This is a genomic window from Micromonospora marincola (assembly GCF_056150385.1).
The window spans coordinates 18,534-33,469 of record NZ_JAXCFT010000027.1; the positions used below are offsets into that span (position 1 = coordinate 18,534).

Sequence of the window (14,936 nt, forward strand, 5' to 3'; positions counted from 1 at the left end):
GGCGTCGGCGCGGGGCTAGGGTCGAGTAATGGAATTCCGACACCTTGGTCGCTCCGGCCTGATGGTCAGCGAGATCTCGTACGGCAACTGGATCACCCACGGCTCGCAGGTCGAGGAGGAGGCGGCGGTCGCCTGCGTGCGGGCCGCCCTCGACAGCGGCATCACCACCTTCGACACCGCGGACGTCTACGCCGGCACCCGGGCCGAGTCGGTGCTCGGCCGCGCGCTTGCCGGCGAGCGCCGCGAGGGGCTGGAGATCTTCACCAAGGTCTACTGGCCGACCGGCCCGGGCCGCAACGACCGCGGCCTGTCCCGCAAGCACATCATGGAGTCGATCGACGGCTCGCTGCGCCGCCTCCAGACCGATCACGTCGACCTCTACCAGGCCCACCGCTACGACTTCAGCACCCCGCTCGAGGAGACGATGGAGGCGTTCGCCGACGTCGTGCGCGCCGGCAAGGCGCACTACATCGGCGTCTCCGAGTGGACCGCGTCGCAGCTGCGCGAGGCGCACGCGCTCGCCCGCGAGCTGCGCATCCCGCTGATCTCCAACCAGCCCCAGTATTCGATGCTGTGGCGGGTCATCGAGACCGAGGTCGTCCCGGCCAGCGAGGAACTGGGCGTCGGCCAGATCGTCTGGTCGCCGATGGCCCAGGGCGTGCTCTCCGGAAAGTACCTGCCCGGGCAGCCGCCGCCGGCCGGCTCCCGCGCCACCGACGAGAAGTCCGGCGCGGACTTCATCGCCAGGTGGCTCTCCGACGAGGTGCTCACCCGGGTGCAGCAGCTCAAGCCGATCGCCGAGCAGGCCGGGCTGACCATGCCGCAGCTCGCCGTCGCCTGGGTGCTCCAGAACCCGAACGTCGCCTCGGCGATCATCGGCGCGTCCCGGCCCGAGCAGGTGCACGACAACGTGAAGGCGGCGGGCGTGAAGCTCGACGCCGGCCTGCTCAAGGCGATCGACGAGATCGTCGAGCCGGTCACCGAGCGGGACCCGGCGAAGACCGAGAGCCCGGCGCGGCGTCCGTGACGCAGGCGTCCCCGGGCCGGCGCGACGCCGGCCCGGGGACGGCCACGGTCAGCCCTGCCAGAAGCGGATCAGGTAGAACCCGATCTGATAGAAGTCACGCGGCAGGCCGAGCGCGTCGCCGACCGCGAAGACCCCGCTGAAGAACGCGCCGCCGATCCGCGGACTCCAGAGCAGCGCGAAGAGCAGGATGAATCCGTACGGGGCGAACAGGTCGTACATCCGCCGGTAGGCGGGACTGAGCCAGGGCTGGATCATGTTGCCGCCGTCCAGGCCCGGCACCGGCAGCAGGTTGAGCACGCTCGCCATGAGCTGGAGGAACGCGAGCAGCCCGACGCCGGCCCAGAACTCCAGCGGCCCGCCCAGCGACGACGCCCAGTTCACGGTCGAGATCAACAGCAGCGCGAACAGCACGTTCGTGGCCGGCCCGGCCAGGCTGACCAGGGTGTGCCGCAGCCGGCCGGGAATGGCGTGCCGGTCCACCCAGACCGCGCCGCCGGGCAGGCCGATGCCGCCGAGCAGCAGCACCACCACCGGCAGCACGATCGACAGCAGCGGGCTTGTGTATTTCAGCGGGTTGAGCGTCAGGTAGCCCCGGTGGGCGATGTCCCGGTCGCCGAACCGGTACGCGATCACGGCGTGCGCGTACTCGTGCAGGCAGAGCGAGACCAGCCAGCCGGAGACCACGAAGAGGAAGATGTCGAACCGGACGTTGCCGTACCGGTTCCAGGTCATCACCGCGCCCGCGACGAAGAGCGCGACCAGGGCCAGGAAGATCGGGCTCGGCCGGAACGCCGCCCGGGGCACGCCGAGGACCAACGGGTCGCCCGGGCGGTCGTAGCCGGTCATTCGGCCGGGGGCTGCAGGCTCATCCGGTATTCCACCCGGTCGTCCTCGACCAGGGCGACGGAGGTGACGCCGGACGTCGCGAGCTCCCGCCAGGTCTGACCGATCCACGACTCGGCGTCCGCCTGACTCGTGAACGACTCACCCGGCCCGTCGACCGTGTCGCCGTTCGTGCCCTCGTACCGCCAGCTCCACGCCATGCCGCGTCTCCCCTCGCCGCCGTCGTCCCGTGGGACGCCAAACCCCCGCAAGCCTAGTCGGCCGCCCGCGCGACGGCCCGCCGCCCATATCGACAGGGCCGGTACGGTGGCGCGGTGCTGACTTCAGGAGTGGTGCTCAGCGACCGCTACCGACTGGACGAACGCATCGCCACCGGCGGCATGGGGACCGTGTGGAAGTGCACGGACACGCTGCTGGGCCGCGACGTCGCGGTGAAGGTGATGCTGCCGTCGCTGCTCGCCGACCCGGAGTTCAGCACCCGTTTCCACGCCGAGGCCCGGATGCTCGCCGCGCTGCACCACCCCGGCATCGTGCAGGTGCACGACTTCGGCTCCGCCACGCTCGCCGACGACAACCGGGTCAGCTACCTGGTGATGGAGTACGTGGACGGGCGCCCGCTGACGAGCTGGGTGCGGCAGGCCGGCCGGCTCGACCCGGCGTCCACCATGTCGGTGGTCGAACAGGCCGCGCAGGCGCTGCACGCCGCCCATCTCGCCGGCATCGTGCACCGCGACGTGAAGCCGGGGAACCTGCTGGTCAAGCGGGACGGCACGGTGGTGCTCGTCGACTTCGGCCTGGCCCGGGCCCACACCATGGCCGGCCTCACCGCCGCCCACATGGTGCTCGGCACCGCCTCGTACATGTCCCCGGAGCAGGCGTCCGGCCAACCCGTCTCGCCGGCCACCGACGTCTACGCGCTCGGCGCGGTGGCGTACTTCTGCCTGGCCGGCCGGCCACCCTTCGACGGTGACCACCCGATCCAGGTGGCGATGCGGCACGTGCAGGACGAGCCGGCGCCGCTGCCACCGGCCACGCCCCCGGCGGTGGTCGAGGTGATCGCGCGGGCGTTGGCGAAGAGCCCGCGGGACCGCTTCCCGACCACGGCGGCCCTGGCCGAGGACGCGCGGGACGCCCGGGACGCCACGCTGGCGAGCGTGCCGGTCCCGCCGCGCCCACCGTGGGCGGTGAGCGGCCCGGCCACGCCGGGACCGTCGGCGTCCGCGCCGCCCGGCGGCCCGTCAGCGGGTACGGATCCCCCGGGCGGCCCGCCCGCGACGCCGAGCCCGCCGACACCCGGCTCCCCCACCGGCGGCCCGCCGCTCCCACCGCCCGGGCCGACGGCCGAAACGGATGGTGGGCCGGACGCGCGGGAGGCGCCGGCGCGACGCGGGCGGCGGCCGATGGCGATGGCCGGAGCGGCCGGCCTGGTGCTGGTCGCGGTATCGACGGCCGTGGTCGTGGCGGTGCTCCGCTCCCCCGACGACACGTCCCCCGGGGCGGAGCCGACCGCGCTCGCGGGTGAGTCCGCGATCCCCTCCTCCGTGGCGCCGGTGTCCCCGAACGGCACCGGAACGGCGACGCCTGGGGCGAGCCGCACCGGGCGGCCCAGCCGGTCGCCGTCGGCCACCCCGAACCGTTCCGCGCCGCCGGCCGGCGAACCGGACGGAGGCGAGCCGAGCACCGGCGCGCCCACGCCGACCGAGGGTTCGACGGCGGCGCCGCAGCCGAACCCGTACACCGCCGTCCAGGTGTGCGGCGACGGCTACCGGGTGATCGACTCGGCCACGCTGACCGCGGGCCGGGTCCGGCAGGGCCGGGTCTACCTGCTCTACAGCACCGCGGCCGGGGCCAACTGCGTGGTGACGCTGAAGGACGCCGACGTCGGGCAGGTCACCACAGTCACCACGTTCCTACAGGTCAAGGGCGAGGGCCGGCAGAGCGAGAGCGGCGGCTACCGCTACTACGCCGGCCCGGTCCGCGCGACCGCCGCAGGCGTCTGCGTGAAGTGGGGCGGCTCGGCCGGCGGCGCGTCCTACGGCAGCGGCTTCGAACACTGCGCCTGACCGCCCGCCGAACGATCGCGGTCGCATGGCCCTCGGACGCACCAGTCGCGAGCCCCCGGGGCGAGGTGCCCGGACCCGGAGCGGGAGAACTAAGGTACGGGCATGTCCGTTGACGGGTGGCACACCCTCCTGGTGCTCGGCGGTATCCGCTCCGGCAAGTCCGGGTTCGCCGAATCCCTGGTCGCCGACGCGCCCATGGTCCGCTACGTGGCCACCGCCCCCGCCGGGGAGCCGGAGGACACCGAGTGGGCGGCCCGCCTCGCGGCGCACCGGGCCCGACGGCCGGGGAGCTGGACCACCGAGGAGACCGCGGCGGACCCGGGCCGGCTGGTCGAGGTGATCGCCGCCGCCGGCCCGAACGACACGCTGCTCGTGGACGACCTGGGCGGCTGGGTGACAGTGCTGCTCGACCCGGCGCACCAGCCGGCCGACGACACCGCCACCATCGCCGAGCTGGCCGCCGCGGTGCGGGCGAGCGAGGCGCGGCTGGTGCTGGTCAGCCCCGAGGTGGGCCTGTCCCTGGTGCCCACCACCCCGCTGGGCCGGGCGTTCACCGACGCGCTCGGCGCGACCAACCGCGCGGTGGCCGACGCCTGCGACGCGGTCGCGCTCGTGGTGGCCGGGCAGACCGCCTGGCTCAAGCCCGCCGCCGCCCCGGCGCAGGCCACCCCGCCGACCCAGACCACCCCGGCGGACCAGCCAGCCGGCCCGGCTCCGGTCGGGGCGCACGCCGCCTCGACCGCCACGCAACCGACGGCCGCCGCGACGCCGGCCCGTCACCGCGTCGACGACGCGGCGCTGCCGGAGGTCCTCACCCCGGCGGCGACGCCGCTGCCGGCCGCGTCGAGCGCCGGCACGGTGGGCTCCGGCGACTGGGCGGCGCCCACCATGGCGCTGCCGATGATCGCCACCGGCCTGGTCATCCAGCCCGGCATGGAACTGCCGATGCCCGACGACTACACCGGCCCGCAGGCGGTCGACCGGCTGGCCACCCTGGACCTGCCCGGCGCCGGTCTCGGCGTGCTGGAGCAGGTGGTCGGCTTCGCCGCCGCCACCCAGGGCACCTCGACCCCGCGCCCCTGGGACACCGTGCGGGTGCTGCTGCTGCACGGCGACCACTCCGGTGGGGCGTCGGCCGGCACGGTGGCCGGCGAGTCGGCCCGCCGCGCCCGGCAGGCCCGCTCCGGCCGGGGCGCGCTGGCCCGGCTGGCCGCCGAGAACGGCGCCAGTCTCCAGGTCGTCGAGGCGCCCACGTCGGCGCCGTTCGAGGACGGGCCGGCGCTTCCCGAGGACCAGGTCGAGGCGGCGCTGCGCTACGGCTGGCGGCTGGCCGAGCAGGCCGCCGACGCGGGCGTACAACTGTTGGTGCTGGCGGCCTGCGGGGCCGGCGCCGAGGCAGCCGCCGCGGCGGTGCTGGCGGCCACCGCCGGCGCGGAGCCGCCTGCGGTGCTCGGCCGCGTGGTGACCGAGCAGGGCGAGATCGACGACAACGCCTGGATGGTCCGCTGCGCGGCCGTCCGGGACGCGCTGCACCGCACCCGGCGCTCCCCCCGGGAGGCCAAGGACGTCCTGGCCGAGCTGGGCGGCGGCGACATCGCGATGGCCACCGGCGTGCTGCTCGGCGCGACCGCCCGGCGGGTTCCGGTGCTGGTGGACGGTCCGGTCGGCACCGCCGCCGGCATGGTCAGCCGCGACCTGGCCGGGCAGGCGCGGCACTGGTGCCTGCTGCCCGACCACGGCGGCCGTCCCGGCGTGCGGCTCGCCGCCGACGTGCTCGGCCTGACGCCGCTGCTGGACCTGCGCCTCGACCTGGGCGAGGGGGCGAGCGCGCTGGCCGCCCTGCCGCTGCTGCGCTCGGCGCTCACGCTCGCCGCCACCCTGCCGGTGCACCCATCGCTCGGTGGCGTGGAGGACGAGAGCGCCGCCGAGCCCGAGCCGGCCGCCCTGGCAGACGAGCCGGAGTTCGTCGAGCCGGAGTTCGTCGACCCGGCGTCCGGCGAGCCCGAGTTCGCCGAGCCGGAGCCCGCCGAGCCGGCGTTTGGCGAGCCGGCGCCGGCCGGGCCGGGTCCGACCACGGTCGGGTCCGACGAGCCGGTCACGCCCCCCCGACGTGCCGACTGAGCCCCGGCTCGCCGACGGCATCCGGTTGGCGCTCACCACGTTCACCACCGCGCCGGTCCGCGCCGGCCGGGTCGACCGGAACACGGCCGGCACCGCGATGGCGCTGGCCCCGGCCGTCGGCGCGCTGCTCGGCGCGGCGCTCGGCGGGGCACTGCTGCTGGCCGGGGCGCTGGCCCCGCCCCTGGTCGCCGCCGGGGTCACCGTCGGGTTGGGCGCGCTGCTCACCCGGGGCCTGCACCTGGACGGGCTGGCCGACACCGTGGACGCGCTCGGGTCCTACCGGCGGGGGCCGGCCGCGCTGGCGATCATGAAGCAGCCGGACGTCGGGCCGTTCGGGGTGGTCGCGCTCGTCGTCGTACTCCTGCTCCAGACAGCCGTGCTGGCGGAGCTGGTCGGACGGGACGCCCCGGCGGCGCTCGCCGGGGTGGTCGCGGCCACGTCGGCCGGGCGGCTGGCCGCCGGCCTGGCCTGCCGCCGTGGGGTGCCGGCGGCCCGACCGGACGGGCTGGGCGCGCTTGTGGCCGGCACGGTCGGGTGGGGCGCCCTGGCGGTCGGCGCGCTCGCCGTGACGCTGCTGGCCGCGCCCGCGGTGCCGGGCCGCCCGTGGCAGGGCCCGCTCGCCGTGCTCGGCGCGCTCGCCGTCGCGGCCGGGCTCCTGCGGCACCTGGTACGCCGCTTCGGCGGCATCACCGGCGACGTCCTCGGCGCCCTGGTGGAGGTCGTCACCACGCTGTCCTACCTGGGACTGGTGCTGACCGCCTGAATCGTGCCCGGTCGGGCGGGTAGCGTTCGGGTGAGTGCACCGGCGTGGTCGAGGGAGACGGCATGCTCATCACGGACGACTTCCTGCCCGTACCGGTGCCGGAGTCGCTCGACGCGACCTACCTGGTGCCGATCGACGGGCTGCCCCGGGTGAGCCCGAAAACCGCGGTGGAGGGGCTGGCCGGCCGGCTCGCCGCCCCGGTGTTCGGGCTGGCCCGGCAGATGCTCGACAGCCCCCTGATGAGCGTGGACACGCGCACGGTCGACGAGTTCCCCGAGCTGCCACCGGACCTGCTCGCCGCGTTCGGGGCCACCGAGGAGCAGCTCGCCCGGCTGGCCGCCGCCACCCACCTGGTGGTGGTGCAGGCCGAATACCGGCCGGGCTGGCCGCCGGCGCACGAGTGGGCGGCCCGGGCGGTCGCCGCGGCGGTCGCCGAGACGGTCGGCGGGGACGTGGTGGACGTGTTCGGGCTCCAGTTCCTCGACCCGGCGACCGCGCTGCGCTCGCTCCCGGACGAGCACGGCCGGATCCGGCTCGTCGACTGGGTGCTGGTGCCCTACTCCTCCGACGCCGACGGGCTCTGGTTCACCACCAAGGGGCTGCGCCGATTCGGGCTGCTGGAGTTGCAGGCCCAGGGCGTGCCGGACCACCTCACCCGGGCCTGGGGCGCGGTGATGACCGGGGCGGCCCGACGGCTGCTGCGGGACTGGACCGACGGGCTGTCCGGCGAGGAGGTGCCGGCGTTCGTGCAGCTCCCGGTGCTGGCCACGGTGACCGGGCACGACATCGCGGTCGCGTACGGCAATCCGGAGCAGCACGGCGCGACGGCGCCGGTGCTGCTGCGCCTGGAGCTGGACCCGGCCACCGACCCGGACGCCGACTCGTTCCTCAGCCTCAACCCGCCGCCCGGGCATCCCGGGCCGCCGGGCCGCTACTTCGCCGCCGCCTGCGCGACGCTGTTCGACGGCATCCAGCCCGACGTCAGGTACGCCCGCACGGGTGACGCGATGAGCCGGGCGGTCGCGACCGCCCAGGCCGCGCTCGGTGACATCCGGGCCCGTTTCCTCGCCGGCGGGCTGCCGCAGGAGAGTCAGCTCGTGGTCAAGTACGGCCTGCCCGGCGACGACGGCCCGGAGTACGTCTGGGCCGGCGTCACCTCGTGGGACGCCCCGGAACGGATCGTCGGCGCGAGCGCCACCGACGCCAACAGCGACCCGAGCGTGCGGATCGGCTCGCCGGTCGTGGTCGAGGCGACCGACGTTGTCGACTGGGCCGTGCTGGACGGCACCGGCGTGCTGGAGGGTGGCTGGACCCAGGCCGTCCTGGACGCCGGCGAACGCCTGCGCGAGGACTGACCCAGGCGCCTCAGCGGACCGAGGGCTTGACGAACGGCGGCCTGGTCAGGCGCATCCGGGCGCGGCGACCGCGGATGTCCACCGCCAGCTCCTCGCCGTCGGGCAGCTTCGGGTCGGTGTCGACCAGGGCGAGCGCGATGCCGTGCTTCAGCGTCGGGCTGAACGTGCCGCTGGTGACCACGCCGACCTTCCGGTCACCGGCGTACACGGCCATGCCGGGGCGCGGGATGGCCCGGTCCACCGCGGCGAGGCCACGCAGCGTACGTGCCGGACCGGCGGCCTTCGCAGCGCGCAGCACGTCCCGGCCCCAGAAGGCAGGCTTGTCCCAGCCCACCGCCCAGCCGGAGCGGCCCTGCACCGGGGTGATCTCCGGGGAGAGGTCCTGCCCGTGCAGCGGGTATCCCATCTCGGTGCGCAGCGTGTCCCGCGCGGCCAGGCCGCAGGCGCGCACGTCGGGCCCGGCGGCGAAGAGCGCGTCCCAGACCGCGACCGCGTGTTCGGCGGGCACGACCAGCTCGTAGCCCAGCTCGCCGGTGTAGCCGGTGCGGCAGACAGTCAGCTCGACGCCGGCGAGCGTGGCGGTGGAGAAGCTCATGTAGTCGTGCCCGGTGGGCAGGCCGAGCGCGGTGAGCAGGTCCGCCGAGGCCGGTCCCTGGACGGCGAGCACCGCGTACGCCTCGTGCTCGTCGGTGACGGTCACGCCGGCCGGCGCGGCGGCGCGCAACCGGCGGGCCACCTCGGCGGTGTTCGCCGCGTTCGGCACCAGGAAGACGTGGTCGTCGGCGTGCAGGTAGGCGATGATGTCGTCCACCACGCCGCCGGTGGCCTCGTCGCAGCAGAGCGTGTACTGCGCCTGGCCGGGCGCGATCCGGCCGAGGTCGTTGGTCAGGCAGGCGTTGACGAAGTCCGCCGCGCCGGGCCCGGCGATCCGGATCTTGCCCAGGTGCGAGACGTCGAAGACGCCCACCCCGGTACGCACGGCCGTGTGCTCCTTGAGCACGCCGCCACCGGCGTACTCGAGGGGCATCTGCCAGCCGCCGAAGGGGGCGAGTTTCGCGCCGAGCGCGGTGTGTCGCTCGTGCAGCGGGGAGCGGCGCAGCCGGGTCTCGGCAGCGGCGGAGGTCACCTCGGTCATGGGTGGCAACTTACCGGCCGGGCCGCTGGTGGTTAGCATCGGCGGGATCCCGTCGGAGCGCATCGGCGGGACAGCCACGCCTCCGGCGGGTAGGTTGCCGCCGGAGAGACCTTCATCGCCGGTACGCGACGACGCGGCCGGCCCGGCCCGCCCGGAGTAGCTTTCGTGACATCGCCCCGCACCACCCTCAGCCTGGTCGACACCGACCCCGCCGAACTCGCCGTCGACGCGATCGTGATCGGCGTGCACAGCCAGATCACCGAACCGGGCGCCGGCGCACCCGCCGCCGCCCTGCTGCTGGCCAGCGGCGCGGAGAGCATCGCCGCCGCGTTCGACGGAAAGCTGACCGAGACGCTGGCCCTGCTCGGCGCGACAGGTGGCCCGGGCGAGGTGATCAAGCTGGCCACGCTCGGCACGGTGACCGCCCCGGTGGTCGTCGCCGTCGGGCTCGGCCCGGAGCCCTCCGGCGCCGCGCCCGCCCCCGAGTCCCTGCGCCGGGCCGCCGGCGGGGCGGTGCGGGCGCTGGCCGGCGCGCCGCGGGTCGCCCTCGCCCTGCCGCTGCCCGACGACGCCGACGCCCCGGCCGCGTTGCGCGCGGTCGCGGAGGGCGCGCTGCTCGGCGGCTACCGGTTCGCCGGTTACAAGACCAAGCCGCAGCCGACCCGCCGGGAGCCGGTGGCCGAGGTGCTGATCGCGGTGCCGGACGCCGCCGACGCGACCGCCCACGCCGAGGTGGCCCGGGCACAGGCGGTGTCCGGCGCGGTGCGGACCAGCCGGGACTGGGTCAACACCGCCCCGAACGAGTTGCGCCCGCCGGCGTTCGCCGACGCGGTGGCGACCGCCGCCCGGGAGGCCGGGCTCGAGGTCGAGGTGCTCGACGAGGCGGCGCTGGCCGCCGGTGGCTACGGCGGCATCATCGCCGTCGGCCAGGGCTCGGAGGCACCGCCGCGGTTGGTGAAGCTCACGTACACGCCGGCCGGTGGTGGCAACGGCAAGCGGGTCGCGCTCGTCGGCAAGGGCATCACGTTCGACACCGGCGGCATCTCGATCAAGCCGGCGCAGGGCATGTGGGAGATGAAGTCGGACATGGCCGGCGCGGCGGCGGTCGGCGCGGCCATGCTTGCGGTGGCGGCGCTCAAGCCGTCCGTGACGGTCACCGGCTACCTCCCGATGGCGGAGAACATGCCGTCGGGCACCAGCTACCGGCCGGGCGATGTGATCACCATGTACAACGGCAAGAAGGTCGAGGTGCTCAACACCGACGCCGAGGGCCGGATGATCCTCGCCGACGCGATGGCCCGGGCCTGCTCCGACGGCGCCGACTACCTGTTCGAGACGTCGACGCTCACCGGCGGCCAGGTGATCTCGCTGGGTAAGCGGATCGCCGGCGTGATGGGCAGCCCGGAGCTGTGCGAGCGGGTGCGGGTGGCCGGCGACGCGACGGGCGAGCCGGCCTGGCCGATGCCGCTGCCGGACGACGTGCGCAAGGGCATGGAGTCCGACGTGGCCGACATCTCCCAGGTCAACGCCGGCATGGACCGGGCCGGGCACATGCTCCAGGGCGGGGTCTTCCTGCGCGAGTTCGTGACCGACGAGGTGGCCTGGGCGCACATCGACATCGCCGGCCCGGGTTACCACTCGGGCGAGCCCACCGGCTACCTGACGAAGGGCGGCACCGGCGTGCCGGTGCGCACCCTGCTCGCGCTGGTGGACGACGTGGCCGCCAACGGCTGAGGGGTAAGGAGGGGCCCCCGCTTAACGCATTCTGCATAGGCGGGGGCCCCTTTTAACACCTGGCGCCGTGCGGCGCTCAGAACAGCTCGGGGCGGCGCTTGCGGCGCTCGTTGTAGTCGCGCATCCGCTGGGGGTAGCCCATCAGGCGGACGTCGTAGATCGGGATGGCGGTCTTGTGCGCCCAGCGACGGGCGTCCTCGGGGCTGCCGACCCGCCGCCGGGTCCACTCGCCGTCGTCGGCGATCAATATGACAGTGGTCTCGGTGACAGTGGTCCGCGGCTCCAGGAAGGCTTCGACGCCCCGCCGGGTGCGGACAAAGTTCTCAAGGTGGTCCAGATCGGCGCGTTCGGCAGCGCGGTCACGGCTCACCGCGGCCACCCGCTTGCGTCGTCGGAACAGCGCCACCGGACCCACTCCTCCCCCGGACGTCATCGAAGACGGTGCCAAGCGTACGTGTCGCCGACGTGTCGTTGGGCACCTCGGTACGCGCTCGGCCGCCGGTGGTGACAAGATGACCGAGGTGGGGTGTGCCTGTTACCCCGCCGTAACCCCCGATGCAGCGACGCGACCTGGGAGTTGGATGTGAGCGAGCCGAACGACACGACCTTCGACATCGTCATCCTCGGAGGTGGTAGCGGCGGCTACGCGGCGGCGCTGCGTGCCGCCCAACTGGATCTCTCCGTCGCGCTCATCGAGAAGGGCAAGCTCGGCGGCACCTGCCTGCACAACGGCTGCATCCCCACCAAGGCGCTGCTGCACGCCGCCGAGATCGCCGACCAGACCCGCGAGTCCGAGCAGTTCGGCGTGAAGGCCGAGCTGGTGGGCATCGACATGGCGGCGGTCAACTCGTACAAGGACGGCGTGGTCTCCCGCCTCTACAAGGGCCTCCAGGGGATGCTCAAGAGCAACAAGGCGATCACCATTGTCGAGGGCGCCGGCAAGCTGGTCGGCAAGAACGTCGTCGAGGTCGACGGCAAGCGCTACACCGGCCGCAACATCGTGCTGGCCTCCGGCTCGTACGCGAAGAGCCTGCCCGGCCTGGAGGTCGACGGCGAGCGGATCATCACGAGCGACCACGCGCTGACCCTGGACCGGGTCCCGTCGTCGGCGATCGTGCTCGGCGGTGGCGTGATCGGCGTCGAGTTCGCGAGCGTATGGAAGTCCTTCGGTGTCGACGTGACGATCGTCGAGGCGCTGCCCCGCCTGGTCGCGGCCGAGGACGAGGAGTCGTCGAAGGCGCTGGAGCGGGCGTTCCGCAAGCGGAAGATCAACTTCAAGGTCGGCAAGCCGTTCGAGAAGGTCGAGAAGACCGACAAGGGCGTCAAACTGACCATCTCCGGTGGCGACGCGGTCGAGGCCGAACTGCTGCTGGTCGCCGTCGGGCGCGGCCCGAACACCGCCGACCTCGGCTACGAGGAGCAGGGCGTCAAGATGGACCGCGGCTATGTGCTCACCGACGAGCGGCTGCGCACAAGCGTGCCGAACGTCTACGCGGTAGGCGACATCGTGCCCGGCCTCCAGCTCGCGCACCGCGGTTTCCAGCAGGGCATCTTCGTCGCCGAGGAGATCGCCGGGAAGACCCCCGCCGTGATCGACGAGGCAGGCATCCCGCGCGTCACCTACTGCGACCCGGAGCTGGCGTCGGTCGGCCTGACCGAGGCGAAGGCCAAGGAGCAGTACGGCGCCGACAAGGTCAAGACCTACAACTACAACCTGGGCGGCAACGGCAAGAGCCAGATCCTCAAGACCGCCGGCCACGTGAAGCTGGTCCGGGTGGACGACGGCCCGGTGGTCGGTGTGCACATGGTCGGCGCCCGGGTCGGTGAGCTGATCGGCGAGGCCCAGCTCATCTACAACTGGGAGGCGTACCCGGCTGAGGTGGCGCAGCTCGTGCACGCCCACCCGACCCAGAACGAGGCCCTGGGCGAGGCGCACCTGGCCCTGGCCGGCAAGCCGCTGCACGCGCACGCCTGACACGACAACCGCGGCGTCCGGCGACGGGCGATGATCCCACCAGGGGAATGAAGGAGTCTGGAGAACATGCCGGTATCGGTCACCATGCCCCGGCTCGGCGAGAGCGTCACCGAGGGCACCGTCACGCGCTGGCTCAAGCAGGAGGGCGACACCGTCGAGGTCGACGAGCCCCTGCTGGAGGTGTCGACCGACAAGGTCGACACCGAGATCCCGTCCCCCGCGGCGGGCGTGCTGAGCCGGATCGTGGTCGGCGAGGACGAGACCGCCGAGGTCGGCAGCGAACTGGCGGTCATCGCCGGCGAGGGCGAGGACGCGGGCAGCGCCCCGACGGAGGAGGCCGAGCCGGCCACCGAGCCGACGGCCGCCGCCGAGGGCACCGGCCCCGAGCCGGAGCAGTCCGCGCAGGCCGCCGCGGAGCCCGGGGCCGAGGCGGAGCAGCCGGCCGTCGAGGAGCCGGCCCAGCCCGCCGCGTCGTCGGGTGAGGGCACGCCGGTGACCATGCCGGCGCTTGGCGAGAGCGTCACCGAGGGTACGGTCACCCGCTGGCTCAAGCAGGTCGGCGAGACCGTCGAGGTGGACGAGCCGCTGCTGGAGGTCTCCACCGACAAGGTGGACACCGAGATCCCGTCGCCGGTCGCCGGCACCGTGCTGGAGATCAAGGTCGCCGAGGACGAGACCGCCGAGGTCGGCGGCGTGCTGGCGATCGTCGGTGCGGCAGGCGCCGCGCCCGCCGAGGCGAAGCCCGAGCCGAAGCCCGAGCCCAAGGCCGAGGCGAAGCCCGAGCCGAAGGTCGAGGAGCCGACCCCGGGCATGTCCTACAACGAGCCGTCCGCCGAGGCGGAGCAGGCCGCCGAGCCGGCCAAGGCCGAGCAGGCGGCCCAGCCGTCCGCACCGGCCGCCACGCCGCAGCGTCCGACCGCCCCGGCCCAGGGTGGCGGCGAGGAGGCCGCCGGTTACGTGACCCCGCTGGTCCGCAAGCTCGCCGCCGAGCACGGCGTGAACCTGGGCTCGGTAAACGGCACCGGCGTGGGTGGGCGGATCCGCAAGCAGGACGTGCTGGAGGCGGCCGAGAAGGCGAAGGCCGCCAAGGCCGAGCCGGCCGCCCCCGCGCCCGCCGCCCCGGCCCAGGCACCCGCCCAGCCGGCCGCCAAGCCGCAGCCGAGCAGCAAGCGGGGCACCACGGAGAAGCTGCCGCGGATCCGGGCGACCATCGCCAAGCGGATGCAGCAGTCGCTGCACGAGACCGCGCAGCTGACCACTGTCGTCGAGGTGGACGTCACCAAGGTCGCCAAGCTGCGCGCCCGGGCCAAGGACTCGTTCCAGGCCAAGCACGGCGTGAAGCTGTCCTTCCTGCCGTTCTTCGCGCTCGCCGCCATCGAGGCGCTCCAGACCCACCCGATCATCCAGGCGAGCATGGACCTGGACGGCGGAACGATCACCTACCCGGCCGCCGAGCACCTCGGCATCGCGGTGGACACCGAGCGCGGGCTGCTCGTGCCGGTCATCCACAACGCCGGTGACCTCAACATGGGCGGCATCGCCAAGCGGATCGCCGACCTGGCCGAACGCACCCGGTCCAACAAGATCACCCCGGACGAGATGGCCGGCGCGACCTTCACGCTCACCAACACCGGCAGCCGGGGCGCGCTCTTCGACACCCCGATCGTGCCGTCGCCGCAGTCGGCGATGCTCGGCACGGGCGCCGTGGTGAAGCGGCCGGTCGTGGTCAACGACCCGGATCTGGGCGAGGTCATCGCGGTCCGGTCGATGGTCTACCTGGCCATGTCGTACGACCACCGGCTGATCGACGGCGCCGACGCCGCCCGCTTCCTGACCGCGGTCAAGGAGCGGCTGGAGGGCGGCAACTTCGAGGCCGAACTCGGCCTCTGACGCACGAGACGCAACGGGGGTACGCGGCCG

General features: G+C 74.1%; 12 protein-coding genes. 8 read left to right on the forward strand and 4 right to left on the reverse strand.

Annotated features, from left to right (window positions below):
* Positions 1-28: 28 nt before the first annotated feature.
* Complete coding sequence (locus SM450_RS29550; protein WP_474623062.1) at positions 29-1,027, forward strand: aldo/keto reductase family protein; 999 nt, start codon at positions 29-31, stop codon at positions 1,025-1,027.
* 48 nt (positions 1,028-1,075) lie between these two features.
* On the opposite strand, the gene SM450_RS29555 is transcribed toward SM450_RS29550, so the two are convergent.
* Positions 1,076-1,873, reverse strand: a complete 798-nt coding sequence (locus tag SM450_RS29555) for a site-2 protease family protein (RefSeq protein ID WP_474623063.1) — start codon at positions 1,871-1,873, stop codon at positions 1,076-1,078.
* Positions 1,870-2,070 (reverse strand): hypothetical protein, encoded by a 201-nt coding sequence (locus tag SM450_RS29560; protein WP_474623064.1) that lies wholly within the window; start codon positions 2,068-2,070, stop codon positions 1,870-1,872. The genes SM450_RS29555 and SM450_RS29560 overlap by 4 nt, the downstream gene beginning before the upstream one ends.
* A 114-nt stretch (positions 2,071-2,184) precedes the next feature.
* Here SM450_RS29560 and SM450_RS29565 point away from each other — a divergent pair, with 114 nt between their 5' ends.
* The 4 genes from SM450_RS29565 to SM450_RS29580 all read left to right on the forward strand — a co-directional run bounded on the left by SM450_RS29565 (position 2,185) and on the right by SM450_RS29580 (position 8,172).
* Positions 2,185-3,933: a serine/threonine-protein kinase gene (locus SM450_RS29565; RefSeq protein WP_474623065.1), complete on the forward strand. Its 1,749-nt coding sequence runs from the start codon at positions 2,185-2,187 to the stop codon at positions 3,931-3,933.
* A 102-nt stretch (positions 3,934-4,035) separates the two neighbouring features.
* Positions 4,036-6,054, forward strand: coding sequence for a bifunctional adenosylcobinamide kinase/adenosylcobinamide-phosphate guanylyltransferase (locus SM450_RS29570; RefSeq protein ID WP_474623066.1), 2,019 nt, complete (start codon positions 4,036-4,038; stop codon positions 6,052-6,054).
* The gene (locus SM450_RS29575; protein WP_474623067.1) at positions 6,044-6,817 is read left to right on the forward strand and encodes an adenosylcobinamide-GDP ribazoletransferase; all 774 of its coding nucleotides are present in this window, start codon (positions 6,044-6,046) and stop codon (positions 6,815-6,817) included. Before SM450_RS29570 ends, SM450_RS29575 begins: the two co-directional genes overlap by 11 nt.
* A gap of 62 nt (positions 6,818-6,879) precedes the next feature.
* On the forward strand, positions 6,880-8,172 hold the full coding sequence (locus SM450_RS29580; protein WP_474623068.1) for a DUF2314 domain-containing protein: 1,293 nt from the start codon (positions 6,880-6,882) through the stop codon (positions 8,170-8,172).
* A 10-nt stretch (positions 8,173-8,182) separates the two neighbouring features.
* Here SM450_RS29580 and gcvT read toward each other — a convergent pair whose 3' ends face one another.
* The gene (gcvT, locus tag SM450_RS29585) at positions 8,183-9,307 is read right to left on the reverse strand and encodes a glycine cleavage system aminomethyltransferase GcvT (protein ID WP_474623069.1); all 1,125 of its coding nucleotides are present in this window, start codon (positions 9,305-9,307) and stop codon (positions 8,183-8,185) included.
* A gap of 165 nt (positions 9,308-9,472) precedes the next feature.
* Here gcvT and SM450_RS29590 point away from each other — a divergent pair, with 165 nt between their 5' ends.
* A complete protein-coding gene (locus tag SM450_RS29590) occupies positions 9,473-11,041 on the forward strand; it encodes a leucyl aminopeptidase (protein WP_474623070.1) in 1,569 nt (522 codons plus the stop codon).
* A gap of 76 nt (positions 11,042-11,117) precedes the next feature.
* Here the strand turns inward: SM450_RS29590 and SM450_RS29595 are convergent, their stop codons facing one another.
* On the reverse strand, positions 11,118-11,447 hold the full coding sequence (locus tag SM450_RS29595; protein ID WP_281587351.1) for a hypothetical protein: 330 nt from the start codon (positions 11,445-11,447) through the stop codon (positions 11,118-11,120).
* Positions 11,448-11,624: 177 nt separating this feature from the next.
* Here SM450_RS29595 and lpdA point away from each other — a divergent pair, with 177 nt between their 5' ends.
* Together lpdA and sucB are read left to right on the forward strand one after the other, a co-directional pair.
* Positions 11,625-13,016, forward strand: coding sequence for a dihydrolipoyl dehydrogenase (lpdA, locus tag SM450_RS29600; protein WP_474623071.1), 1,392 nt, complete (start codon positions 11,625-11,627; stop codon positions 13,014-13,016).
* 66 nt (positions 13,017-13,082) lie between these two features.
* Positions 13,083-14,906, forward strand: coding sequence for a 2-oxoglutarate dehydrogenase, E2 component, dihydrolipoamide succinyltransferase (gene sucB, locus SM450_RS29605; RefSeq protein ID WP_474623072.1), 1,824 nt, complete (start codon positions 13,083-13,085; stop codon positions 14,904-14,906).
* Positions 14,907-14,936 lie beyond the last annotated feature (30 nt).